Origin of the sequence: Zoogloea ramigera (assembly GCF_006539865.1) — a bacterium.
Classification (GTDB): domain Bacteria; phylum Pseudomonadota; class Gammaproteobacteria; order Burkholderiales; family Rhodocyclaceae; genus Zoogloea; species Zoogloea ramigera.
Window position 1 is genome coordinate 49,412 of sequence record NZ_BJNV01000010.1, and the last position, 22,646, is coordinate 72,057.

At 66.8% G+C, this 22,646-nt stretch carries 21 protein-coding genes and 1 tRNA gene; 11 read left to right on the forward strand and 11 right to left on the reverse strand.

Going from position 1 to position 22,646, the window contains the following annotated elements:
* Nucleotides 1-6 precede the first annotated feature (6 nt).
* Both ZRA01_RS04315 and ZRA01_RS04320 read left to right on the forward strand, forming a co-directional pair.
* Nucleotides 7-1,389, forward strand: a complete 1,383-nt coding sequence (locus ZRA01_RS04315) for a phenylacetate--CoA ligase family protein (protein ID WP_141349646.1) — start codon at nt 7-9, stop codon at nt 1,387-1,389.
* Nucleotides 1,386-3,374 (forward strand): heparinase II/III family protein, encoded by a 1,989-nt coding sequence (locus ZRA01_RS04320; protein WP_141349648.1) that lies wholly within the window; start codon nt 1,386-1,388, stop codon nt 3,372-3,374. The genes ZRA01_RS04315 and ZRA01_RS04320 overlap by 4 nt, the downstream gene beginning before the upstream one ends.
* Nucleotides 3,375-3,462: 88 nt before the next feature.
* On the opposite strand, the gene ZRA01_RS04325 is transcribed toward ZRA01_RS04320, so the two are convergent.
* The gene (locus tag ZRA01_RS04325) at nt 3,463-4,320 is read right to left on the reverse strand and encodes an HDOD domain-containing protein (RefSeq protein WP_141349650.1); all 858 of its coding nucleotides are present in this window, start codon (nt 4,318-4,320) and stop codon (nt 3,463-3,465) included.
* A 264-nt stretch (nt 4,321-4,584) separates the two neighbouring features.
* Here ZRA01_RS04325 and ZRA01_RS04330 point away from each other — a divergent pair, with 264 nt between their 5' ends.
* On the forward strand, nt 4,585-5,445 hold the full coding sequence (locus ZRA01_RS04330) for an endonuclease/exonuclease/phosphatase family protein (protein WP_141349652.1): 861 nt from the start codon (nt 4,585-4,587) through the stop codon (nt 5,443-5,445).
* 112 nt (nt 5,446-5,557) lie between these two features.
* On the opposite strand, the gene ZRA01_RS04335 is transcribed toward ZRA01_RS04330, so the two are convergent.
* Entirely contained in the window at nt 5,558-6,079 is a 522-nt protein-coding gene (locus tag ZRA01_RS04335) for a gamma carbonic anhydrase family protein (protein ID WP_141349654.1), read from the reverse strand.
* Between the two features lie 201 nt (nt 6,080-6,280).
* Here ZRA01_RS04335 and ZRA01_RS04340 point away from each other — a divergent pair, with 201 nt between their 5' ends.
* From ZRA01_RS04340 to ZRA01_RS04350, 3 genes are all read left to right on the forward strand, one after another.
* Nucleotides 6,281-7,072 carry a crotonase/enoyl-CoA hydratase family protein gene (locus tag ZRA01_RS04340; RefSeq protein ID WP_141349656.1) on the forward strand — a complete coding sequence of 264 codons (792 nt, stop codon included), beginning with the start codon at nt 6,281-6,283 and terminating at the stop codon, nt 7,070-7,072.
* Between the two features lie 3 nt (nt 7,073-7,075).
* Entirely contained in the window at nt 7,076-7,435 is a 360-nt protein-coding gene (locus tag ZRA01_RS04345) for a nucleotide pyrophosphohydrolase (RefSeq protein WP_141349658.1), read from the forward strand.
* Between the two features lie 100 nt (nt 7,436-7,535).
* Nucleotides 7,536-8,384 carry a 23S rRNA (adenine(2030)-N(6))-methyltransferase RlmJ gene (locus tag ZRA01_RS04350; RefSeq protein WP_141349660.1) on the forward strand — a complete coding sequence of 283 codons (849 nt, stop codon included), beginning with the start codon at nt 7,536-7,538 and terminating at the stop codon, nt 8,382-8,384.
* Nucleotides 8,385-8,478: 94 nt separating this feature from the next.
* Here the strand turns inward: ZRA01_RS04350 and ZRA01_RS04355 are convergent, their stop codons facing one another.
* The 5 genes from ZRA01_RS04355 to ZRA01_RS04375 form a co-directional block, all read right to left on the reverse strand.
* Nucleotides 8,479-9,774, reverse strand: a complete 1,296-nt coding sequence (locus ZRA01_RS04355) for an acetyl-CoA hydrolase/transferase family protein (protein ID WP_141349662.1) — start codon at nt 9,772-9,774, stop codon at nt 8,479-8,481.
* A 139-nt stretch (nt 9,775-9,913) separates the two neighbouring features.
* Nucleotides 9,914-11,200, reverse strand: a complete 1,287-nt coding sequence (locus ZRA01_RS04360) for a DUF1615 domain-containing protein (protein WP_246093278.1) — start codon at nt 11,198-11,200, stop codon at nt 9,914-9,916.
* Complete coding sequence (locus ZRA01_RS04365; RefSeq protein ID WP_141349664.1) at nt 11,197-11,436, reverse strand: hypothetical protein; 240 nt, start codon at nt 11,434-11,436, stop codon at nt 11,197-11,199. The genes ZRA01_RS04360 and ZRA01_RS04365 overlap by 4 nt, the downstream gene beginning before the upstream one ends.
* Nucleotides 11,437-11,538: 102 nt before the next feature.
* On the reverse strand, nt 11,539-12,546 hold the full coding sequence (locus ZRA01_RS04370) for an inorganic phosphate transporter (protein WP_141349666.1): 1,008 nt from the start codon (nt 12,544-12,546) through the stop codon (nt 11,539-11,541).
* Between the two features lie 8 nt (nt 12,547-12,554).
* Nucleotides 12,555-13,166 carry a DUF47 domain-containing protein gene (locus tag ZRA01_RS04375; RefSeq protein WP_246093279.1) on the reverse strand — a complete coding sequence of 204 codons (612 nt, stop codon included), beginning with the start codon at nt 13,164-13,166 and terminating at the stop codon, nt 12,555-12,557.
* Between the two features lie 195 nt (nt 13,167-13,361).
* Between ZRA01_RS04375 and ZRA01_RS04380 the strand changes: the two genes are divergently transcribed.
* Nucleotides 13,362-14,705 (forward strand): HD-GYP domain-containing protein, encoded by a 1,344-nt coding sequence (locus ZRA01_RS04380; protein WP_141349670.1) that lies wholly within the window; start codon nt 13,362-13,364, stop codon nt 14,703-14,705.
* A gap of 18 nt (nt 14,706-14,723) precedes the next feature.
* Here the strand turns inward: ZRA01_RS04380 and ZRA01_RS04385 are convergent, their stop codons facing one another.
* The 3 genes from ZRA01_RS04385 to queD form a co-directional block, all read right to left on the reverse strand.
* A complete protein-coding gene (locus ZRA01_RS04385) occupies nt 14,724-16,511 on the reverse strand; it encodes a DEAD/DEAH box helicase (RefSeq protein ID WP_141349672.1) in 1,788 nt (595 codons plus the stop codon).
* A 116-nt stretch (nt 16,512-16,627) separates the two neighbouring features.
* The gene (locus ZRA01_RS04390) at nt 16,628-17,332 is read right to left on the reverse strand and encodes a glutathione binding-like protein (protein ID WP_141349674.1); all 705 of its coding nucleotides are present in this window, start codon (nt 17,330-17,332) and stop codon (nt 16,628-16,630) included.
* Between the two features lie 45 nt (nt 17,333-17,377).
* On the reverse strand, nt 17,378-17,830 hold the full coding sequence (gene queD / locus ZRA01_RS04395; RefSeq protein ID WP_141349676.1) for a 6-carboxytetrahydropterin synthase QueD: 453 nt from the start codon (nt 17,828-17,830) through the stop codon (nt 17,378-17,380).
* 70 nt (nt 17,831-17,900) lie between these two features.
* Here queD and ZRA01_RS04400 point away from each other — a divergent pair, with 70 nt between their 5' ends.
* Nucleotides 17,901-18,752: a radical SAM protein gene (locus ZRA01_RS04400; RefSeq protein ID WP_141349678.1), complete on the forward strand. Its 852-nt coding sequence runs from the start codon at nt 17,901-17,903 to the stop codon at nt 18,750-18,752.
* Between the two features lie 21 nt (nt 18,753-18,773).
* On the opposite strand, the gene ZRA01_RS04405 is transcribed toward ZRA01_RS04400, so the two are convergent.
* Nucleotides 18,774-19,076 (reverse strand): helix-turn-helix domain-containing protein, encoded by a 303-nt coding sequence (locus tag ZRA01_RS04405; protein ID WP_141349680.1) that lies wholly within the window; start codon nt 19,074-19,076, stop codon nt 18,774-18,776.
* A gap of 272 nt (nt 19,077-19,348) precedes the next feature.
* Here ZRA01_RS04405 and ZRA01_RS04410 point away from each other — a divergent pair, with 272 nt between their 5' ends.
* The 3 genes from ZRA01_RS04410 (at nt 19,349) to ZRA01_RS04420 (ending at nt 22,607) form a co-directional block, all read left to right on the forward strand.
* The gene (locus ZRA01_RS04410) at nt 19,349-20,578 is read left to right on the forward strand and encodes an aspartate kinase (RefSeq protein WP_141349682.1); all 1,230 of its coding nucleotides are present in this window, start codon (nt 19,349-19,351) and stop codon (nt 20,576-20,578) included.
* A gap of 54 nt (nt 20,579-20,632) precedes the next feature.
* Nucleotides 20,633-20,726, forward strand: a tRNA-Ser gene (locus ZRA01_RS04415).
* A 126-nt stretch (nt 20,727-20,852) separates the two neighbouring features.
* A complete protein-coding gene (locus ZRA01_RS04420) occupies nt 20,853-22,607 on the forward strand; it encodes a site-specific integrase (RefSeq protein WP_141349684.1) in 1,755 nt (584 codons plus the stop codon).
* Nucleotides 22,608-22,646 lie beyond the last annotated feature (39 nt).

Consider the following 22,646-nt stretch of genomic DNA (forward strand, 5'->3'; position numbering starts at 1 on the left):
GGACAAATGTTTTCGAGTCATTCTGCCCTCTACCGAAGCGTCGCCCCCGCGCTGCAGGAGCGCCTGCTGGCGGCGCAGAGCCATCTGCGCGCCCTTCTCACCGAACAGGCCAGCCTGCGCCGGGCCCGCCGGGCCCTCGAGCAGAGCCAGTGGCTGCCGCCCGAGGGCTGGCAGGCCCTGCAGCTGGAGGAGGCGCGCAGCCTGGCCCTGCATGCGGCCCGGCGGGTGCCCTATTACCGCGAGCTGTTCGGGCGGCTGGGCGTCGACCCGCTGGCCTGGCGCAGCCTCGATGACCTGCACGCCTTGCCGGAGCTGTCCAGGGACGACGTGATCGAGGCGGGCGCCAGCCTGCTGGCCGAGGGCGGCCCGTGGCTGCGCTTCAAGGGCTCGACCAGCGGCACCACGGGCCGGGCCATGCTGGGCTGGCGCGACCGGGCCTCGATCGCCGTCGAGCAGGCCTTCGTCGAGCGCCAGGCGGCGTGGGCGGGCTATCGCCCGGGCGAGCGCCGGGCCTGGCTGCGGGGCGACCCGGTGGTGCCGGCGCACCAGTCGGAAGGCCCCCTGTGGCGCCTGAACCGGGCGGAGAACATGCTGATGCTGTCCTCCTACCACCTGTCGCCCGGCAACGGCGCCGCCTACATCGAGGCCCTCGAACGCTTCGACCCGGTGCTGCTGCAGGCCTACCCCTCGTCGATCAGCTATCTGGCCCGCTGGCTGGAAGAGCACGACCGGGTCTATCGGGGCCCGTCGCTGCGGGGCATCGTGACCTCGTCGGAAACCCTCAGCCCGGCCGACCGGCAGGTGATCACCGAGCGCTTCGGCTGCCGGGTGTTCGACTGGTATGGCGCCTTCGAGCGGGTGGCCGCCATCGGCACCTGCGAACACGGCAACTACCACGTGCTGGAGGACTACGGCTGCGTGGAGTTCGAGCCCAACGGCGACGGCACCGCCAACCTCATCGGCACCGGCTTCGGCAACCGCAGCATGCCGCTCATCCGCTACCGGGCCGACGACGTGGTGGTGCCCGCCGACCCGGGCTACCGCTGCCCCTGCGGGCGCAGCTTCCGGGTCGTGGAGCGGGTGCTGGGGCGGGTGGACGACGTGATCCGCACCCCCGACGGCCGCCACGTGGTGATGCTGGACTGGATCTTCGCCGGGCTGTTCGGGCTGATGGAGGCCCAGGTGGTGCAGGAGAGGCTGGACGAGGTGCGCATCCGCATCGTCGCCGGCAGCGAGTTCGGCTTCGCCGACGAGCAGGCCCTGCTGGCCCGGGCGCTCGAGCGGCTGGGGCCGCGGGTAAGGATTCGAATCGAGCGCGTCGCGCAGATCGAGCGCACGCGCAATGGCAAGTTCCGGCAGATCGTCAGCCGACTGAGTGGTGAACAATGAAAACAATGCCGTCCTTCAACCAGGTGGAGTGGTACTGGAACCGCCTGCGCTGCATGTCCGTCTCCGAGATCATGGGCCGCGCCGGCAAGCAGGCGAGCCACGCCATGGCGCGGCGGCGCGGGCCGGTGAGCGTGCCCCAGCCGCGCTTCGAGCGGGCCGGCGCACGCTGGCTGCCGCGGGAGATCCCGGAGAGCGCCGGGCAGGCAGTCGCCCGCGCCAACGAGGTGTTGTCGGGCCACTGGCGGATCTTCGCCCGCGGGGCGCTGCCGCTGGGTTTCCCGCCCGAGTGGAACCGCAACCCCGACAAGGGCGCGCTTCTGCCCATGCACTTCGGCAAGGCGATGTCCTTCCGCGACCCCGCCGAGACCGGTGACATCAAGTACCTGTGGGAGCCCAACCGCCACCTGGAGCTGGTGTGCCTGGCCCAGGCCTGGCAGGTCACCGGCGATTCGCGCTACCTCGAGGCGATCGGCACGGCCCTCGACAGCTGGTTCGTCCAGTGCCCCTATCCCCTCGGCGCCAACTGGTCGAGCGCGCTGGAGGCGGGCATCCGCCTGATCAACTGGGCGACCGTGTGGCAGCTGATCGGCGGCCTGCAGTCGCCGCTGTTCGCCAACCCGCTGGGCAAGGTGCTGCGTACCGACTGGCTCAATTCGGTGTGGCGCCACGCCGAGTTCATCCGCGGCCACCGCTCGGGGCACTCGTCGGCCAACAACCACCTGATCGGCGAACTGGCCGGGCTGTTCGTGGCGGGCGCCACCTGGCCCTTCTGGGAGGAGGCCAAGCTGTGGCGGCGCAGCGCCCGGGACGGCCTCGAGCACGAGATCGCCACCCAGAACAGCGAGGACGGCGTCAACCTGGAGCAGTCCAGCGCCTACCAGCAGTTCGTGTGGGATTTCCTGCTGATGGCCGAACTGGCCGCCCGGGCCACCGGCAAGCCCTTCTCCGAGCGCTACCGGCAGCGCCTCGAGGCGATGGCCGAATACGTGGCGGCGATCATGGATAGCGGCGGCAACGTGCCCATGTTCGGCGATGCCGACGACGGGCTGGTCTCGGGACTGTCCCTTGGGGCCGGCGGCTGTCCCTTCCAGAGCCAGCTCGCCACCGCGGCGCTGCTCTTCGCCAATCCGTCCCTGGCCCGCAAGGCGGGCGTGGTCGACCTGCGCACCCGCTGGCTGCTGGGCGGCGAGGCCTGCGCCCAGTTCGACAACCTGCTGCTGCGGGCGGCGCCGGCCACGGTACGCAAGGACTTCCCGGAAGGCGGGATGTTCGTGCTGGGCGCCAACCTCGACACCCCCGACGAGTTCCGCGTGGTGGCCGACGCCGGCCCCCTGGGCCTTGGCGGCATCGCCGCCCATGGGCACGCGGACGCCTTGTCGTTCACGCTGTCGGTGGCGGGGCGGGAGTTTCTGGTCGATCCGGGCACCGGCACCTATCACGGCCCCCGGGCCTGGCGCGACGGTTTCCGCGGCACCGCGATGCACAACACGCTGTGCATCGACGGCCACGACCAGGCGGTCTCCGGCGGCAAGTTCATGTGGGTGCGCAAGTACCGCAGCACGGTGATCGAGCGCGGCGGCAACCGGGTGCTCGACAAGCTGGTCGCCGAACACGACGGCTACAAGCGCCTGCCGGGCAAGCCGGCCCACCGGCGCAGCTGGGAGCTCGACAAGCTGGGCGACGTGCTGGTGGTGCGGGACGAGATCAGCGGCTCCCGGGCCCAGCTGGTGGCGCTCAACTGGCACTTCAGCGAGGAGTGCAGCGTCACCTGCACCCCCGACGGCCTGCTGGTGGCCAACGGGCCGGTGAACCTCGAGATCGTTCTGCCGCCGAACGGCGAGGTCAGCCTGCTCCGCGGCAGCGACTCGCCCCTGGCTGGCTGGGTATCCCGGGGCTACGACCGCATCGTGCCCAGCACCACCGTGACGTGGCGCGGCCGCATCGAACCGGGGGAAGAACTGGAGACGCGGATCAAGCGCGTCTGAGTGCCCCCAGGGTAGGGCTCCGCCCCCGGGGGCAAAGCAAACCTGGGTTGGCCCTGCGTTTCCCTGAAAGGGCGCAGCGCAGCGGGCTTCAGTTGCCGCCCTGGGCGGGAAAGAACAGCGCGATCACCGCGCCGAGCCCTTCTTCGGCCTCCGCCCGGATGTCGGCGATCTGGGCAGGCTCGAGCTCCAGCATCGCGACACTCAGCGGGTCGAGCAGGGCCAGGGCTGCCTCGTCGGGGGTGTCGTGTTCCCGGGTGGCGAGGACCTGGTTGGCCAGGTGGAGCAAGGCCGCCTCGTTGACGTGGGGGCCGGCGAGGGCCGGCATCAGCTGGGCGCCGATCGCCTTCGCAAAGCCCCCCGGCAGCCGCCAGGCCGACGCCAGCGCCGCACCCACCTCGGCAAAGTTGCAACCCACGATGCGGGCCTCGGCGTCCTGGATGGGCTCCTTGTCGCGGGCTGCGCTCTCGAGGGCCGCGGCGCTGGGCTCGGGCGCCACCTGGAACATCACCAGATGGCCGATATCGGCCAGCAGCCCCTCGACGAACATCCGCTCCGGGTCGCCCATGCCCAGCCGGCGCGCCGCGGCCCGCGCGACGAGGCCGCGGAACACCGAATCGCTCCAGAAGCGCCCCATGTGCATGCGGGCCGGCCGGATGCCGTTGAAGGCTGCCACCACCAGGGTGCTCAGCACCAGATCGTGGATCTGCTGCATGCCCATCAGGTTGACCGCCCGGGAGACGGTCTCGACCTTGCCCGGAAAACCATACAGCACACTGTTCACCACCCGCAGCACGCGGGCGGTGATCGCCGCATCGCCGGAGACGGCCTCAGCGAGCTCGAGCACCGAGCTGTCGGGGTCGTCGAGCAGATCGCGGATTCGGTGATAGACGGCCGGCAGGCTGGCAAGTTTTTCGACACAGGCAACGAGTTCTTGGGGTGTGGACATGATGGCTATAATCAGCGGGCGACAAGGCCATTTACGGCAGGTGGGCAGAGTGCTTTAGGGCGGCGCCGCGAGCCTTGGCCGGGGCGGCAGCCGTCGTGACATAAATCCTCGTTCTCAGCAAGTCCTGTGCCGGTTTCGGCAATCGGACACGGCCACTTGACGATTTACCAAAGAGGAAGCCGGCTGGCCTTGCTATGCTCCTTTGCGACGATCCCCTGACGGCTTGCCGAGGGGCCTCGTGAAACCTGGAGAAAAGAGTCCTTGATGAAACTACTGAGCTGGAACATCCAGTGGGGACGGGGCGCTGACGGTGAGACCACGCTGCGGCGAACGGTGTCCGCCATCCGTACGCTGGGCGATTTTGATGTGATCTGCCTTCAGGAGGTGGCCGTCGGATTCGCCGGCCTGCAGGGCGGCTCGCCCGTGGATGGGGTTGCCGTGCTGGCGGCGGCCTTTCCCGGCTACAGCGCCCATTTCGCCGAGGCCGTCGACATGCCCGACGGCCAGGGTGGGCGCAGCCTGTTCGGCAACCTCACGCTGTCGCGCGTGCCGGTGGGGCAGGTGTTCCGGCACAGCCTGCCGCGCCCGCCCGAAGAGGGCGTGCCGAGCATGCCGCGGGTGTGCCTCGAGGTGATCGTCGAGGGCCCGCAAGGCCCCCTGCGGGTGATGAACACCCACCTGGAGTACTACTCGCGCATCCAGCGCATGACCCAGATCGCTGCGCTGCATACGCTGCAATGCGACGCGGTCCGTCTGGCCGCCATGCACCCCGCTGCCGAGGGTGAAGACGCCAAGGCCGGCTCACCCTTCGCGACGCTGCCGAGGCCGGCCTCGGCGGTGATCTGCGGTGACTTCAATTGCGAACCGGGCAGCCCGGAGTACTACCGCATGACGGCTCCCATCAGCGCCGATGTGTCGGGCTGGGAGGACGCCTGGCGAGCCTGCTACGGCGACATCGCACACCTGTGCACGGTTGGTCTGAACGGTGCGGAGTGGCCGGATCGAGCCTACTGCTGTGATTACTTCTTCGTGAGCGCCGACCTCGTCGACCGCGTCGAGGCGGTGGCCGTCGACCAGAACACCGCCGCCTCCGATCACCAGCCCATCATCCTCACCATCGGCTGAAAGCGGCCGGCGAGGCATGCCCCGGCACGCCACCGGGACAACACAGGGTCGCCCCAAGGCTTTCTTGATCCCCGACGGTGAGCGGGCTGGGTGAAGGCCGGCCCTGGGGCAATCAGAGCTGGACCAGCTTGTCCTCGTAGCGCCGGGCGTTGTGCACGTAATTGGTGGCGCTGGCCTTGAGCTTGGCGATTTCGTGGTCGGTCAGCTCGCGGATGATGCGGCCTGGCGAACCGCACACCAGCGAACGGTCGGGAATGACCTTCCCTTCGGGAATCAAGGAATTGGCGCCGATCAGGCAGTGCTTGCCGATCACCGCGCGGTTGAGCACCACGGCATTGATGCCGATCAGCGAGCCTTCACCCACCGTGCAGCCATGCAGCATGGCCTTGTGGCCGATGGTGACGTCACGGCCGATGTCGAGGGGCACGCCGTCGTCGGTGTGCAGCACCGCGGCGTCCTGGACATTGGTGTTTTCGCCGATGGTGATCGGGTCGTTGTCGCCCCGCAGGATGGCCCCGAACCACACATTGACGTTGCGTCCGAGATGGACATCGCCAATCACCGTGGCATTGTCTGCAATCCAGACACCCTCATGCAGTTGCGGGCTGTGGTCTCCGAGGCGGTAAATCGGCATGTATTTTTCCTGTTTTTGGTTGAGTTTCGCCCGTGCCGCCGAATGGCCAGGCGAAGAGCGCGCCATAATATCAGGGTAATGATCGAGTGCAAGGGAAAAGCGCCCGCGCTGCCGCTTTCCGCAAGGGAACCAAGGGCTTAGTGGGCTTCGGAGGCGGTCTTTCGAGTGCCACGCCCCCCACGACAACAGGAGAAAAAACCCATGACCGGCCAGAATTTCGTGCTTTTCGAGCAGCGTGAGGCCATCGTCACGCTCACCCTCAACGCCCCCGAGGCCCGCAATGCGCTCTCCAGCCAGGCGCAGTGGGACGCCGTGGTGGCCGCCTGCGAGCGGGTGCAGGCCGACCCGACTGTGAAGGTGGTGATCCTCACCGGCGCCGGCAGCGCCTTCTGCGCCGGCGGCAACGTCAAGGATTTCCGCGACAAGCGCGGGCTGGCGGCCGGCAGCGGGATGGAGATCCGCGACAACTACCGGCGCGGCATCCAGCGCATCCCGCTGGCCTTCCACCGCCTTGACGTGCCGACCATCGCCGCGGTGAACGGCCCGGCCATCGGCGCCGGCTGCGACCTCGCCTGCATGGCCGACATCCGCATCGCCTCCGAGAAGGCCAGCTTCGCCGAGAGCTTCGTGAAGCTGGGGCTGATCCCCGGCGACGGCGGCGCGTGGCTGCTGCAGCGGGTGGTTGGCTACGCCCGGGCCGCCGAGATGAGCTTCACCGGCGAGCTTGTCGGCGCCCAGGCTGCGCTGGCGATGGGGCTGGTGTCGCGGGTAGTGCCCCACGAAACCCTGCTCGACGAGGCCAATGCCCTGGCCGAGCGCATCGCCGCCAACCCGGGCCAGGCCCTGCGCATGACCAAGCGCCTGATGCGCGAGGCCCAGACCAGCCGGCTCGACTCCATCCTCGAGCTCTCCGCCGCCTACCAGGCCCTCACCCACGGCTCGGCCGAGCACGACGGCGCGGTGGCCGCCTTCCTCGACGGCCGCAAGGGCTGAGCGATGGGCGCCGACCTCGCCGAGCTGAGCCGCCTCGTCACCGCCTTCCGCGACGCCCGCGACTGGGCGCAGTTCCATTCCCTGCGCAGCCTCATCGTGTCGCTCAACCTCGAAGCCGGCGAGCTCCTCGAGCTCACCCAGTGGAAGGCCGACGACGAGATCGAGGCGCTGCCGGCCGATCTCCACGGCCGCGAGGCGCTGGAAGATGAATGCGCCGACGTACTGATGTACCTGCTGCTCATCGCCGACCGGGCGGGCATCGACCTGGAGGCCGCAACCCGCGCCAAGCTCGTCAAGAACGAGGCCAAGTACCCGGTCGAACGTTTCCGCGGCTCATCCCGCAAGTACGACGCCGCGGGCTGACCTCCGCCGCCCGGCCGCCCACGCAAAACCGGCGGCCGGGCGGTCGAGGTGTTAGCATCGCGCCCCTGATCTTTCGTTTCTGCGCCGCTGCGCCAACGCCATGCTGAGTTATCGCCACGCCTTCCACGCCGGCAACCACGCCGACGTGCTCAAGCACTTCGTGCTCGTCCAGTTGCTCGAATACTTCAACCAGAAGGACAAGCCCTACTGGTACATCGACACCCACGCCGGGGCGGGCTGCTACGCGCTGGACGAGGCCTTTGCCCGCAAGAACGCCGAGTTCGATGAGGGCGTCGCGCGCCTCCTCGGGCGCAAGGACGTGCCCTCCGAAGTGAAGAGTTATCTCAAGGTGGTGCGCGACCTGAACAACAACACCGGCAAGCTGCGCCTCTACCCGGGCTCGCCGTGCTGTGCCGCGCCGCTCTTGCGCGCCGACGACCGGATGCGCCTGTTCGAGCTCCACCCGGCCGACTGCCGGCTGCTGCGGAAAACGTTCGAGGACGAGGGGAGCAAGGCCATCGTGCTGGAGCAGGACGGCTTCACCGGCATCAACGCCTTCCTGCCGCCCCCGACGCGCCGCGCGCTGGTGCTGATCGACCCGCCCTACGAGGTCAAGACCGATTACCGCACGGTGGTGGCCATGCTCAAGGAAAGCCTGCGCCGCTTCCCGACCGGCACCTACATGGTGTGGTACCCGAAGCTCCACAGCATGCAGTCCCGCGAGCTGCCCGAGAAGCTCAAGCGCCTGCCCGACACCAAATGGCTGCATGTGAGCATGGACGTGCACAAGCCGGCCGACGATGGCTTCGGGATGCACGGCAGCGGGCTGTTCATCATCAACCCGCCGTGGACACTGCCGGCCACCCTGAAAAAGGTGATGCCCTGGCTGGTCGAGGTGCTGGGGCAGGACGAGGGCGCGTCGTTCAAGCTGGAGTTCGAGATCGCCTGATCACCCGGCGGCTTTGCCCGGGTGAACGAGCGAGGGGCCTGCATGACTGCAGGCCCCTCGTGTTTTTACTGCGCCCGGCGGACGCTGCTGCAGCTTACAGCAGGTTCATCTTCTTGGCGGCTTCGGTAAGCTGACCGCGGAAGTCCGGGTGGGCGATGCCGATCAGGGCCTGGGTGCGCTGCTTGGCGCTCTTGCCGCGCAGCTGGGCCACACCGTACTCGGTCACCACGTAGTTGATGTCGTTCTTGCTGGTGGATACGTGGGTGCCCGGGGTGAGGGTCGGGACGATGCGCGAGATCGTGTTGTCCTTGGCCGTCGAGGGCAGCACGATGAAGGCCTTGCCGCCCTTGGAACGGTTGGCCGAACGCACGAAGTCGGACTGGCCGCCGGTGCCGGAGTAGGGCAGCGGGCCGAGGCTCTCTGAACCGCACTGGCCCAGGAAGTCGATCTCCAGCGTGGCGTTGATGCACATCAGGTTGTCGTTCTGGCCAGCGATGTACGGATCGTTGGTGAAGTCGACCGGGTGCATCTCGACCATCGGGTTGCGGTGCAGGAACTTGTAGAGCTTCTTGGAGCCGAGGGCGAAGGTGGCGACCATCTTGCCGGGCATGAAGTTCTTGCGGCGGTTGGTGACGGCGCCGGCCTCGAGGAGCGTGAGGATGCCGTCGCCCACCATCTCGGTGTGGATGCCGAGGTCGTGCTTGTGGGTGAGCTGCATCACCACGGCGTCGGGGATGCCGCCGTAGCCGATCTGCAGGGTCGAGCCGTCTTCGATCATGTCGGCCACGTACTTGCCGATGGCTTCCTGCACCGGCCCGATGGTCGGCAGGCCAACCTCGAGCACCGGCTCATCGTTCTCGACCAGCGCGGTGACCTGGGAGATGTGGATGTGGCAGTTGCCGAAGGCGAACGGCACGTTGGGGTTCACCTCGACGACGACGGCGCGGGCCTTGCGGATGGCGGCCATCGTGTAGTCGGGGGCCAGGCCCAGCGAGAAGTAACCGTGCTCGTCCATCGGCGAGACCTGGGTGAACACCACCTCGGCGGGCATCAGGCCACGGTCGATGAGCTGCGGCATCTCGGAGAAGTAGCTGGGGTAGAAGTCACCCACGCCCTCCTTGAAGCCCGGACGCGTGGCGCCGCTGAAGAAGTAGGCCACGTGGCGCACGTTTTCGGCGGTGGTCGGGTCGAGGTAGCCGAACTTGCGCACGGCCAGGATCTGCGACACCTTGACGTCGCGGAAGTCGCGACGGTGCTCGGACAGGGCGTTGAGGAGCGCCGGCGGCTCGGCAACGGCGGTCGGCACGACGATGGTGTCGCCGTTATGAACATTACGGATCGCCTCGGCGGCGGTGACGCGCTTGGCTGCGTACTGGGCGTGAACTGTCATCTGTTTTTTTCCCTCGTGGCTGTCTTATAAAAGCATCAAACCATACTTTCTCAGCATGGTGAGTACTGAATTGTATCGCTCCCCCGTGCCCCGTCGTCTGGCCTGGGTCAAGGAATGCACTTCTGGAAACCCGCCGTCGTCACGGGCTCGCCGAGCGATCGCGGCCAAGGCAGGTGCGATGGCGGCTGTCGACCCGCTCGGCGAACCAGGCGGTGGTGAGCTTGCGCTGGATCTTGGGGCTTTTGAGGTCGATCCGGGGCATCGCCTCGCGGGGCTGGCGGCTGCCGGCCCGGGCATCGGCCGCGGCAAAGACGCGGCTGTAGAGGCTGGTCTGGGCGAAGGCGGCGCTCTTCTCGAGGCGCAGGTCGCGCTTGATCTCGGCCGGGCTGAGGCCGAGCCGGGGGACGAGCTCGAGGAGGGCGCTGAAGGTGGCGCTCGGCTCGTCGGAGGGCTGGCCGCCCTGGTAGCGCAGCAGGTCGCCGTCGAGGGTCAGGCTGCGCCCGCCGAGCTGCGCCACGGCGGCCTGGAAGGCCACGTTGCGGCTGCTGTAGCGGCCGGCGTTGAAGTCGGCGAAGCGATACAGGGGGCGGCTGTAGGGCGCGGGGTAGTCGAGCAGGATCGCGATGCCGAAATAGAGGCCTCCGCGGCGGGTGAAGACTTCGTTGCGGACGCTGCCACGCCGGGGATAGGGGTAAGCCTTTTCGCGCACCTGTTCCTCGGCAAACGCCACGCTGACCTGCATCGGGCCGCCGGTGCGCACCGGGTTGTAGCCCCCGAGCAGGGCTTTGCCGTTGGGGAGTTCGGAGATCATGTCCTCGAAGAGGGCGTTCATCTCCTTCTCGGTGCGCAGGGCGTCGATGCGCGCCTTGTAGCTGCGCCCGTCGGGGGAGGTCTTGAGCATGGCGGCATCCACCAGCAGGCGCGGCAGGTGCAGGCGCTCGCGGCGGACGTCGATCTCCTTCCAGACGATCTGGGGCAGGCCGGGCACCACCGGGTCGGCCTGGAAGGTGGATTCCTGCTCGATCACCGCCACGGCCGCGCAGATGTTGTCGGGCGTTGGCGGGATCTTGAGCGCGGCGAAAGCCGAGAAGATGTCGGCCGCCCAGCCGTCCCGGTCGCGCACCTGGGGCGGCAGGAAACCCGCGACCCGCGCCCGGCCCTCACGCTCGGAGGGGTAAGCGGGCTGCGGGGCCGGCCTGGCCGGGGTCGTCGGCGGGGCGACAACTGCGGGCGGCAGTGGCGGAGGCAGGCCCGGGGCGGGCGCGGAGGGCTGCTGCCGCGGCTGGGTTTGTACCGGCGGGCTGTCGGGCAGGCTCGGCGAACGGCGAGACTCCACCGGACCGGTGGTGGCGCAGGCCGACAATAGCACGCCCAGGCCTGCGGCGATGCCAATGCGCAGCGCTCCGGCCGTACGTGGAGCCTTCAAGATTTTGCGGCGTCCTGTTCGGCCTTCGCCAGCCGGCTCAGCGTGCGGGTGTAATAGGCTGCGTAGGCAAGACCGACGAAGGCCATCAGGCCGGTCATCAGCAGCGCGCCCTCGACGGGCTGGCCCGCGAGGACGTTCACCACGAAGGAGTAGCCGAGGACGAGGGCCGCGGCAAAGCCGCCGATGATGCGGATCAGCGCAAAGGTCTTTTGTTGCTTGGGAGTCGGACTGGCCATTGGATCTGGAAATGGAATTGAGGCTGCAGATGTGGAAAGGGCGACGCGGATGAATCGGCTTCGATTCTCCCACATCGCCCGGCGGGCGGAAGCGCCTGCAGTTTACAGGACCACGCGCCCCAGCCAGTAGCCCGCGGCGGCGATCAGGGCCGAGCACGGGATCGTCAGGACCCAGGCCCACACGATGCTGCCGGCGATGCCCCAGCGCACTGCCGCCGTCCGGCGCACCGAACCGACACCGACGATGGCGCCGGTGATGGTGTGGGTGGTGGACACGGGAATGCCGAGGGAGGTGGCCAGGAAGAGCGTAATGGCGCCACCGGTTTCGGCGCAAAAGCCGCCGACCGGCTTGAGCTTGGTGATGCGCTGGCCCATGGTCTTGACGATGCGCCAGCCGCCGAACAGGGTGCCGAGGCCGATGGCCATGTAGCACAGCACCACGACCCAGTTGGGCACGGGGTCGTTGGTGCCGGTGACGCCCGCGGCGATAAGCAACATCCAGATGATGCCGACGGTTTTTTGCGCGTCATTGCCGCCGTGCCCCAGGCTGTAGAGCGCCGCAGACACCAGCTGGAGGCGACGGAACCATTTGTCGACACGGCGCTGGGTCTTGTTGCGGCATATCCAGGCCACCGCGACCAGGATCAGCGAACCCAGCACATAGCCGAACAGCGGTGAGATGACGATGAAGGCCACCGTCTTCATGATGCCGGAACCGATCAGCGGGTCGGTGCCGGCCTTGGCGATCGCGGCACCGACGATGCCGCCGATAAGCGCGTGGGACGAGCTCGACGGGATGCCGTAGTACCAGGTGACGATGTTCCAGGCGATGGCGCCGAGGAGGGCGCCGAAGATGAGGTAGTGGTCAACCACCCCGGGATCGATGATGCCCTTGCCGACGGTGCCGGCCACCTTGAGCTGAAAGATGAAGAGCGCGATGAAGTTGAAGAAGGCCGCCCAGGCAACCGCCTGGTGGGGCTTCAGCACCCCGGTGGAGACGACGGTGGCGATGGCGTTGGCGGCATCGTGGAAGCCGTTCATGAAGTCGAACAGCAGGGCGATGACGACCAGCCCGGCGATGACCCAGAACCCGATCTGTACGTGTTCCATGGCGATGCTCAGGCGTTTTCCAGCACGATGCCTTCAACGATCTTGGCGACGTCCTCGCAGCGGTCCGTGATGGATTCGAGCTGCTCGTAGATGGCCTTGAGCTTCATGACCTGCAGGGCGTCCCGCTCGTCGCGGAACAGCCGGGACATGGCGCCGCGCATGATGCGGTCGGCGTCGGTCTCGAGCTGGTCGATCTCCTGGCAGGTTTGCAGGATGGCGCTGGCGTTGTCCATGTTGGAGAGCAGCCCGACGACGATCTTGACCCGGTTGCAGCACGACAGGCTCACGTTGGTGAGCTGGACGGCTTCGGGGGTGATGCGCTGGATGTGGTAGAGCGTGGTGCACTCGGCGACGTCCTGGATGGTGTCGAGGATGTCATCCATGGCGTTGATGAGGCTGTGGATCTCGTCGCGGTCGAGGGGGGTGATGAAGCTCTTGTGGGCCTGGGCGACGGTCTCGTGGGTGATCTTGTCGGCGGTCTGTTCGATCGTCTCGATGGCGGAAATGTGCTGCTCGGCCCCGGCGAGGTCGTCCATCAGGGCAACCAGCTGGTGGGCGCCGAGGACGATCTGCTCGGCGTGGTCGTTGAAGAGTTCGAAGAAACGGCCCTCTTGGGGCAACAGGCGTCCAAACATGGCGTCGAGTGTTACACGGTGATGAATGTAACGTGACATTTTACCAGAGCCCCCTTTCCCGTGTGGCTTGCTCCATGGGCTTCTCCGGGGTCCAGTCATCCCGCCCCGTGCCGTAAATACCAAATTGGGCAAAGTCTGGAAGGCGTCCTGCCAGAAGGACAGGCTGCCCGGGAGAGCGACATGCCGCTGGGTGGATTGACACTGTCGGAGCTGATCGGGGCCTTGAGCCATGCCCTCGACATCACGGAAGGCCAGGCAGAGGGGCACTGCGTGCGCAGCTGCTGGATAGGCATGCACGTGGGGCGTGCGATGGGCCTCCCCGACGAGACGCTGTGGGAGCTCTACTACACGCTGCTGCTTAAAGACCTGGGCTGCAGCAGCAACGCGGCGCGGATCTGCGAGCTCTACCTCACCGACGACCTCTCGTTCAAGCACGACTTTAAGACGGTGAATGGCAGCCTGCCCAAGGTGCTGAAGTTCGTGATCGGCCACACGGGGCTGGGGGCTGGGCTCACGGAACGCTTCAAGGCGATCGCCCATATCGTCCAGCACGGCGACGAGATCGCCCAGGAGCTGATCCAGACCCGCTGCACGCGGGGCGCCGACATCGCGCGGCAGCTGCGCTTCGGCGATGGCGTGGCGGCCGGAATCCACAGCCTGGACGAGCACTGGAACGGCGGCGGGCGGCCGGAGCGCCTGAAGGGCGAGGCGATCCCGGTGCTGTCGCGGATCGCCCTGCTGGCCCAGGTGGTGGATGTGTTCAACGTGTCCGATGGCGCCGACGCAGCCTGCTGGGAGGTGGAAGACCGCTGTGGCAGCTGGTTCGACCCGGCGGTGGTGTCCGCCTTCCGGCGCTGCGCGGCAGACCCGGCGTTCTGGGAACAATTGTCGGCGCCGAGCCTGGAGGCGGCCGTCTTCGCCCTGGAGCCGGGGCGCTTCGTGGTGGCGCTGGACGAGGATTACCTCGACGAGATCGCGATTGCCTTTGGGCAGGTGGTGGACGCCAAGAGCCCCTACACGGCCGGGCACAGCGCCCGGGTGGCGCTATACACCGAAGGGATCGCCGCCGAACTGGGGCTCGACGAGCAGCGGCGACGCTGGCTGAGGCGCGCAGCGCTGCTCCACGACATGGGCAAGCTGGGCGTCAGCAACGCGGTGCTCGACAAGCCGGGCAAACTCGACGAGGACGAATGGGCGGCGGTGAAGCGCCATGCCCAGTACACCGAATCGATCCTGTCGCGCATCGACGCCTTCGGCGAGCTGGCCCAGGTGGCCGGCGCCCACCACGAGCGCCTCGACGGGCGGGGCTACCCCCGCGGTCTGCAGGCGGCCGAGATCAGCCTCGAGACGCGGATCATCACCACCGCCGACATCTTCGATGCGATCACCGCCGAGCGCCCCTACCGGGGCGCGGTGCCGGTGGCCAAGACGCTGGCGATCATGCGTGAGGAGGTGGACAAGGCCATCGACGCCCGCTGCCTGGCTGCGCTGGAGCGGATCGTCGATAGCCTGGGCCTGGGCTGAAGCAGGCGCGGAGCCCGCTCAGGGCTTGGGCTTGCGGGCCTTGAAGCCGCAAGCGGGCTTGTCGAAGCCGCCTTCCTTGCGGAAAGGCTTCTTGGGCGGCGCACCACGGCCGCCGCGCTCGCGGCTGGCCTCTTCGGGGCTGGCGAGGCGGATGTTCAGCAGCTGCTGGCGCACCCGGGCGCGGCGCAGGATCTGGAGGACATCATTGGGCAGGTCGGATGGCAGCTCGACGGTGCTGTAGTCTTCGAAGAGGTTGATCTGACCGATGAAGCGGCTCTCGATGCCGGCCTCGTTGGCGATGGCGCCGACGATATCCTTGGGGCTGGCCATGTGCTCGCGGCCCACGTCGATGCGGTAGCGGGCGAGGCGGCCCTCGGCGTAGTCGCGGCGGCGCTCGAGGATCTCGCTGCGGTTGTCCCGCGCTTCGCGGGTCGGGCGCTCAGGCTTGCCGCCGCCGGCGAGCTGGGCGATGTCGGGCCGGCCGGTGTCGGGCATCTGCAGCGGCCTATCCTTTTGGGCCAGGAAGGCCAGCGCAGCGGCGATCGTGTGGACGTCGGCGTCGTGCTTTTCTTCGATGGCGGCGATCACGTCGAGGAAGAAGCCGAGGTCTTCCGAGGCCAGGACTTCGGACACCTGCTGGCGGAAGGCTGCCACCCGCTTGTCGGCCACGGCCTCGCGGCTGGGCAGCTTGAGGGGCTCGATGGGCTGCTTGGTGGCGCGCTCGATCTGGCGCAGCAGGTGGGTCTCACGGGGCGCGACGAAGAGGATCGCGTTGCCATTGCGGCCGGCCCGGCCGGTGCGGCCGATGCGGTGCACGTAGGCCTCGGTGTCGTAGGGGATGTCGTAGTTGATGACGTGGCTGACGCGGGGCACGTCGATGCCGCGGGCGGCCACGTCGGTAGCGACGACGATGTCGAGGGTTTCGTTCTTGAGCTGCTCGATGACCCGCTCGCGCAGCTGCTGGGTCATGTCGCCATTGAGGCAGGCGGCGGCGTAGCCGCGGGCCTCGAGCTTCTCGGCGAGCTCGACGGTGGCGGTCTTGGTGCGCACGAAGACGATGGCGGCATCGAAGTCGTCCTCGACCTCAAGGATGCGGGTGAGGGCGTCGAGCTTGTGCGGGCCGGCGATCTGCAGGAAGCGCTGCTTGATGGTCGACACGGTGGCCGTGGCGGCCTTGATCTTGATCTCCTTCGGGTCGCGCAGGTAACGGTGGGCGACACGCCGGATGGCGTCGGGCATGGTGGCCGAGAACAGCGCGGTCTGGCGGGCCGTGGGCGTGTGCTCGAGGATCCATTCGACGTCGTCGATGAAGCCCATGCGCAGCATTTCGTCGGCTTCGTCGAGGATCAGCGTGGTGAGGCCTTCGAGGTTGAGGCTCTTGCGCTCGAGGTGGTCCATGACGCGGCCGGGCGTGCCGACCACCACATGGGCGCCGCGCTGAAGCTGGCGCAGCTGCACGACCATGCTCTGGCCACCGTAGATGGGCAGCACATGGAAGCCGGGCATCTTGCTGGCGTAGCGCTGGAAGGCCTCGGCCACCTGGATGGCGAGCTCGCGGGTGGGGGTGAGGACGAGCACCTGCGGGTTGCGCTGGTTGATGTCGACCTGGTCGAGGGCGGGCAGGGCAAAGGCAGCGGTCTTGCCGGTGCCGGTCTGGGCCTCGCCCAGGATGTCGTGGCCGGCGAGCAGATGCGGGATGCAGGCGGCCTGAATGGGCGACGGGGTCTCGTAGCCGATCTCGGCGAGGGCGGCCAGAATGGGCGCCTGGAGATCGAGCTGGTCGAAGCGTTCGATGGTTGCAGTCATGGGTGCGGGACGCGGGCCGGGTGAAGGGTGAAGCGGTCTTGGGCCCGGGAGAAAGAGGCGGCTTCAAATAATCGTTAATTTTACCGGAAGCGCGCCTCGCCGTCCCGCTGGCCGGCTTACGGGCGTTTGACGACCGCCGCGTCCTGCCCGAAGAGGACCTTTCGGGCGGCTTCGTCCATCACCGGGGCCGGGTTGATCTGCGCCGTGAGAGCGTAGGCGCGGGCGGTGGCCGGCCGGGCGCCGATGGCCTCGAACCAGCGCTTGAGGTGGGGAAAGTCATCGAGGTTCTGGCGCTGCTTGTCGTGGGGCACGACCCACGGGTAGCAGGCCATGTCGGCGATGGAGTAGGCGTCGCCGGCGATGAAGGGGCGGTCGGCGAGGCGCTTGTCGAGCACCGAGTAGAGGCGGGCGGTTTCCTTGACGTAGCGCTCGATGGCGTAGGGCACGGCCTCGGGAGCGTACTGGGTGAAATGGTGGTTCTGCCCGGCCATCGGCCCGAGCCCGCCCATCTGCCAGAACAGCCACTGAAGGGTGTCGATGCGCTGCCGCGGGTCGGCGGAGAGGAAGCGGCCGGTCTTTTCTGCCAGGTAGAGCAGGATCGCGCCGGATTCAAAAACCGAAATCGGCTCACCGCCGCCGGTGGGCGCGGTGTCGACGATGGCCGGGATGCGGTTGTTGGGGGCGATCTTCAGGAAGTCGGGCTGGAACTGCTCGCCCTTGCCGATGTTGATCGGCACGATGCGGTAGGGCAGGCCGGCCTCTTCGAGAAAAAGAGTGATCTTGTGGCCGTTGGGGGTGGTCCAGTAGTAGAGGTCGATCATGGTTGTCCCGTTGTCTTCAGGCGGAAGGGCGGCGCCCGGCGGAGTTCAGGCCTGCTCGGCGCGCACGGCGTCGGCCCAGCAGTTGGGCGTCTCGAACAGGCGCACCCGCTCGAGGCGCAGGTGGTTGCCGTAGATGTCGCGATAGGCCGGGTCGAGGATGCGGAAGGCCTCGGCGGCGAGGTTCTCGGCCGTGGGCACCACGTCGAGGATCACCGTCTTGTGGCCAGGCATGCTCTGCAGGAAGGCGACCACCGCCGTGTCGCCCCGATAGGCGAGGAAGGCGTGATCCCAGACATCAACGACCTGCTGCTTGGCGATCGCCTTGACGTCGCCGAAGTCCATCACCATGCCGTTCACTGGCGAACCGTCGCGCTTGATGGTGTCACCGGACAGCGTGATCTCCAGCGCGTAGCGGTGGCCGTGGAGGTGGCGGCACTGGCTGGCGTGGTCGGGAATGCGGTGGCCCGCGTCGAATTCCAGGCGGCGAGTGATGCGCATGGGAACACCGGAAAATGGAAAATAGAGCAGCTATTATACGCAGCCTCGTTTCAACGCCCGGACCCGCGGCATGAACTCCAGTCAGCAGATGCTCACGGTGAGCGACCACAACCGCAGCTTCATCCACATGACCTACGTTTACCCCGTGGTGTCGCGGCGTGCCGGCGGCGTCTCGGTGGGAATCAACCTCAACCCCAACAACGCCTGCAACTGGCACTGCGCCTACTGCCAGGTGCCGGGCCTCGTCCGCGGCGCAGCGCCGGAGATCGATCTGGCGCAACTTGAGGGCGAGCTCCGGAGCTTTCTCGACGAGCTGCTCCACGGCAGCTTCATGGCCGACCACGTGCCGCCCGAGGCGCAGGTGATCCGCGACATCGCCTTTTCGGGCAACGGCGAACCCACCAGCAGCAAGGCCTTTGCCGAGATCGTCGAGCGGGTCGTGGCGATCCGCGACGTGGCGGGGCTGGCTGCCGTCCCGATCCGCCTGATCACCAACGGCAGCCTGGTGGATCGGCCCTACGTGCAGAAAGCCCTGCAGAGCCTGGCGGCGGCCGGCGGCGAGGTGTGGTTCAAGCTGGATGGGGGCAGGGCGGAGGAGTTCATGCGCATCAACGGCGTCGACCTGGCGCCCGAGGCCCACGCCCGCCGACTGGCGCTGTGCGCATCGCTGTGCCCGACCTGGGTGCAGACGTGCATGGTCCGCCGGGACGACGAGGCGCCGTCGCAGGCGATGATCGATGCCTACTTGGCAGCCCTCGATCTGGCCGGGCCGGGCGCCTTGCGTGGCGTGCATCTATATGGCCTGGCCAGGCCCTCGCTGCAGCCCGAGGCCGGGCACTTGCAGCGCTTGGCGCTCGACGAGCTCGAGCAGATCGCCCTGCGCATCAAAGAAAAAGGGCTGACCGTGGTGGTCAGCCCTTGAGGGAACGACGCCACGCGCAGCTTAGTGGGCGACGCGCTCCTTGCGCTTCGCGCGGGCTTCCTTCTTCAGGGTCTTGAAGAGTTCGGGGTTGGTGGCCTTCAGGTACTCGACCACTTCAACGTCGTCCTTCTTGATCTTGCTGATATCGACCTGCTCGATGTGCACCAGGCGCAGCAGGGCCTGCACGGGGCGGGGAATGTTGCGGCCGCTTTCGTAGCGGGAACCGCCACTTTGGGTCACGCCGATCTTGGACCAGAACTGGGATTGGTTCATGCCCAGCTTACGACGGATTTCACGCACATCAACTTTTTCGGTGGTCTTCATTTTTGCAGTCCTCAAGGGGTTTTTAGTCTGGTAGCCATAACAACGGTCTAGTCGTCTATGTCTATAACTTTCGTTATATGTCGAAAAGTATAGATCACTACTCGTGAGACATACAATGCCCTACTTGCAATGATTAGGGTTTTCCACACAGATTTCTTGTGACGTGATACACGCAATCTCGGGAAAACACCCCCTCAGCACGGGAAGCTGCAAGATTTCGAGTTATCCGCTAAGATCATGCGCTTTCCACATCCACGTCTTTAGAAGTCAAGATGGCGCTCATAGTTCAGAAATATGGCGGCACTTCCGTCGGCAACCCCGAACGGATCAAGAACGTAGCCAAGCGGGTCGCGAAGTTTCACGCCCAGGGGCACAAGATGGTGATCGTCCTGTCCGCGATGAGCGGCGAGACCAACCGCCTGATCGCGCTGGCCAAGGAAGTCAGCTCGGCCCCCAGCCCCCGCGAGCTCGACGTTGTGATTTCCACCGGCGAACAGGTCACCATCGGTCTGCTCTGCATGGCCCTCCAGGAGCTCGGCATCAACGCCCGCAGCTACACCGGCGGCCAGGTGCGCATCCTCACCGACGACGCCTTCACCAAGGCCCGCATCCTCGACATCGACGGCGACAACATCCGCCGCGATCTCGACGCCGGCTCGGTGGTCGTTGTCGCGGGCTTCCAGGGCGTCGATGAAGCCGGCAACATCACCACCCTCGGCCGCGGCGGCTCCGACACCACCGGCGTTGCGCTGGCGGCGGCGATCAAGGCCGACGAATGCCAGATCTATACCGACGTGGACGGTGTTTATACCACCGACCCGCGCGTCGTGCCGGAAGCCCGCAAGCTGGACACCATCACCTTCGAAGAGATGCTCGAGATGGCCAGCCTCGGCTCCAAGGTGCTGCAGATCCGCTCGGTGGAGTTCGCCGGCAAGTACAAAGTCAAGCTTCGGGTCCTCTCCAGCTTCCAGGAGGAAGGCGAGGGCACCCTGATTACCGTTGAGGAAGACAAGAACATGGAACAGCCGATCATCTCCGGCATTGCTTTCAATCGCGACGAAGCCAAGATCACCGTGCTGGGCGTTCCCGACAAGCCGGGCATCGCCTACCAGATCCTCGGCCCGGTGGCCGAAGCCAACGTGGATGTCGACATGATCATCCAGAACGTCGGCCACGACGGCACCACCGACTTCTCGTTCACGGTGAACCGCCCCGACTACGACAAGACGCTGGGCATCCTCGAGAGCGTCAAGACCCACACCGGCGCCCGCGAAGTCCGCGGTGACCGCACGATGGCCAAGGTGTCCATCGTCGGCGTCGGCATGCGCTCCCACCCGGGCGTCGCCTCGCGCATGTTCCGTACCCTGGCGGAAGAGGGTATCAACATCCAGATGATCTCCACCTCCGAGATCAAGATCTCCGTCGCCATCGACGAAAAGTACCTCGAACTGGCCGTCCGCGTGCTGCACCGCGCCTTCGGTCTGGACCAGGCAGCAGCCTGATCCAAATAGTTCTTGCGTAGCGGCTGTGCGTTGTCTATAATGCGCAGCTCTTGCGGAGAGTTGGCCGAGAGGTCGAAGGCACTCCCCTGCTAAGGGAGCATGCGGGCACAAACCTGCATCGAGGGTTCGAATCCCTCACTCTCCGCCAAGAACGACATGGGCCCCGAAAGGGGCCTTTGTTTTTTCTCGGGTTTCTTGTAATTCAAGGGGTTGCAGACGACCCCCGAAGGCTTTCTTGGGAACTTCGCTGGGAACATCCAGCTAAAATCCAAGGATGAAAGCCGACAAGATGACTCACCCCACGCTTGAACGTCACGGCGAGCAATGGCGCCACAAGAAGCGGATTCCCGCAGACGTTCTCCCGCACTTCGGCGGGGTCAAGACCCTCACGTTTTCCACGAAGACCCCTGACGCACGAGAGGCGCGGGCGGAGTGCCTTCGCTGGCTGGCCGACCTTTCGGCCCAATTCCAGGGGCTTCGTCGGGTGGCCGAGGGGGGAACCGCCGTTCCCGTTCGCCCGGGTCTCACCCCGCAGGAACTCGGTGAGGTGCTGGCCGAGGAGGTTGCCCGCTTCAAGGCAGAGAAACTGGCGGCCGATGCTTCGGCGGCAGGGCGCCGGCTCCTGGCTGAAGGCGGAGCACTCTCGGCTGAATATCGCCTGTCCGTCATCGGCATTGACCGTGATTCCGCTCGGCTGGCTGTCCAGGGCGCGTTTCCCGGTGTGTTGGACGAGTTCGAGGCGTTGGCGCTCCGTCGCATGGCCGGCGTAGGCGTCCCGCTTGAGAAGTCATCGTCGGAGGCAACTGACGCGGCGCTGGCGTTCGCCGAAGCGTGCCTTGAGGTTGCGGAGGTCGTGAAGCAACGCGCAGCCGGTGGCTTTGATTCCACGCCCAATCCTCAACCACGTCCCGCCCTCGCTGCGCCCGAGCCCGTGGCGACTGACGCCGCTCCGCTGCTCTCTGTCGTCAAGGCTGCCTTCGTCCAGCAACACGACCCCAAGGCTCCCGTGACGAAGAAGTATGAGGCGGTGCTGCCGCTGTTCATCGAGTTCATGGGCGACGTGCCGGTTTCCCAGCTTCGCCAGAAGCCCGTCACAGAGTTCTTCGACATGATTCAGCGCCTCCCGCCGCGTTGGCTGGACAAGCGCCGCCAGACCGGCAAGACCGTCCAGGAGCTTGCCGCGATGGACTGGCCGGAGCGCATGGCCGAAAAGACCTTCGACGACACGTACAAGATGGCGCTGCGGTCGTTCTTCAAGTATGCCCGCGTGACCTTCGGGGATGACGGCTGGCCGATTCACTTGACGACCGAGGGCATCAAATACCGGGGAACCGAGGAGGAGGGCAAGAACCGTCAGCGTCCCATGCGTCCCGAGGAGCTTCGGCGGCTATTCGAGGGCCCCGAGGCCGTGGCCTTTGCTGCGGACCCGTCGCAGGCTTCGGCTTACTGGCTGCCGCTCCTGGGCCTCTACACGGGCGCCCGGATCAATGAGCTGTGCCAGTTGAACCCGCAGTGCGACATCCGGGACGATGACCCGCAGGCGTCGGGGGTCTGGTTCCTCGACATCACGGAGGAGGGCGAGGCTGCCGAAGGCGTGGATAAATCAGTCAAGAACAAGACCTCGAAGCGCCGTGTTCCCGTTCATTCCGTTCTCGTCGGCCTGGGCTTCGTGGATTACGTGAAGCGGCTCAAGGATGCGGGCGAGGCTTTGCTGTTCCCGATGTGGGCCCCCGTGAAGGGCAGGGCGGCGGGCGGCGCTGAGCGGTGGTTCCGGCTCCACTTGCAGACTCTGGGGCTGCGTGACGAGACCCGGGGCGCCCGTCTGGTCGGCTTTCACGCATTCCGCTCGACCTTCATGGCCCGTGCGGAGGAACTCAATGAGCCCCGCGCCGATGCAATCTCGGGGCACTCCCGGGAGGGCGAAAGCGCCGTGAAGCGCGGTTATCGAGGTGAGACGCCGCTGCGGGTCAAGGTCGAGATTCTGGAACGGATCACGTTCGATGTGGCGCCGCCCCGGCCGGGCCCTTGAGCACTCCGTGGCCTCCGCTGTGCAATTGCACACAGGTAA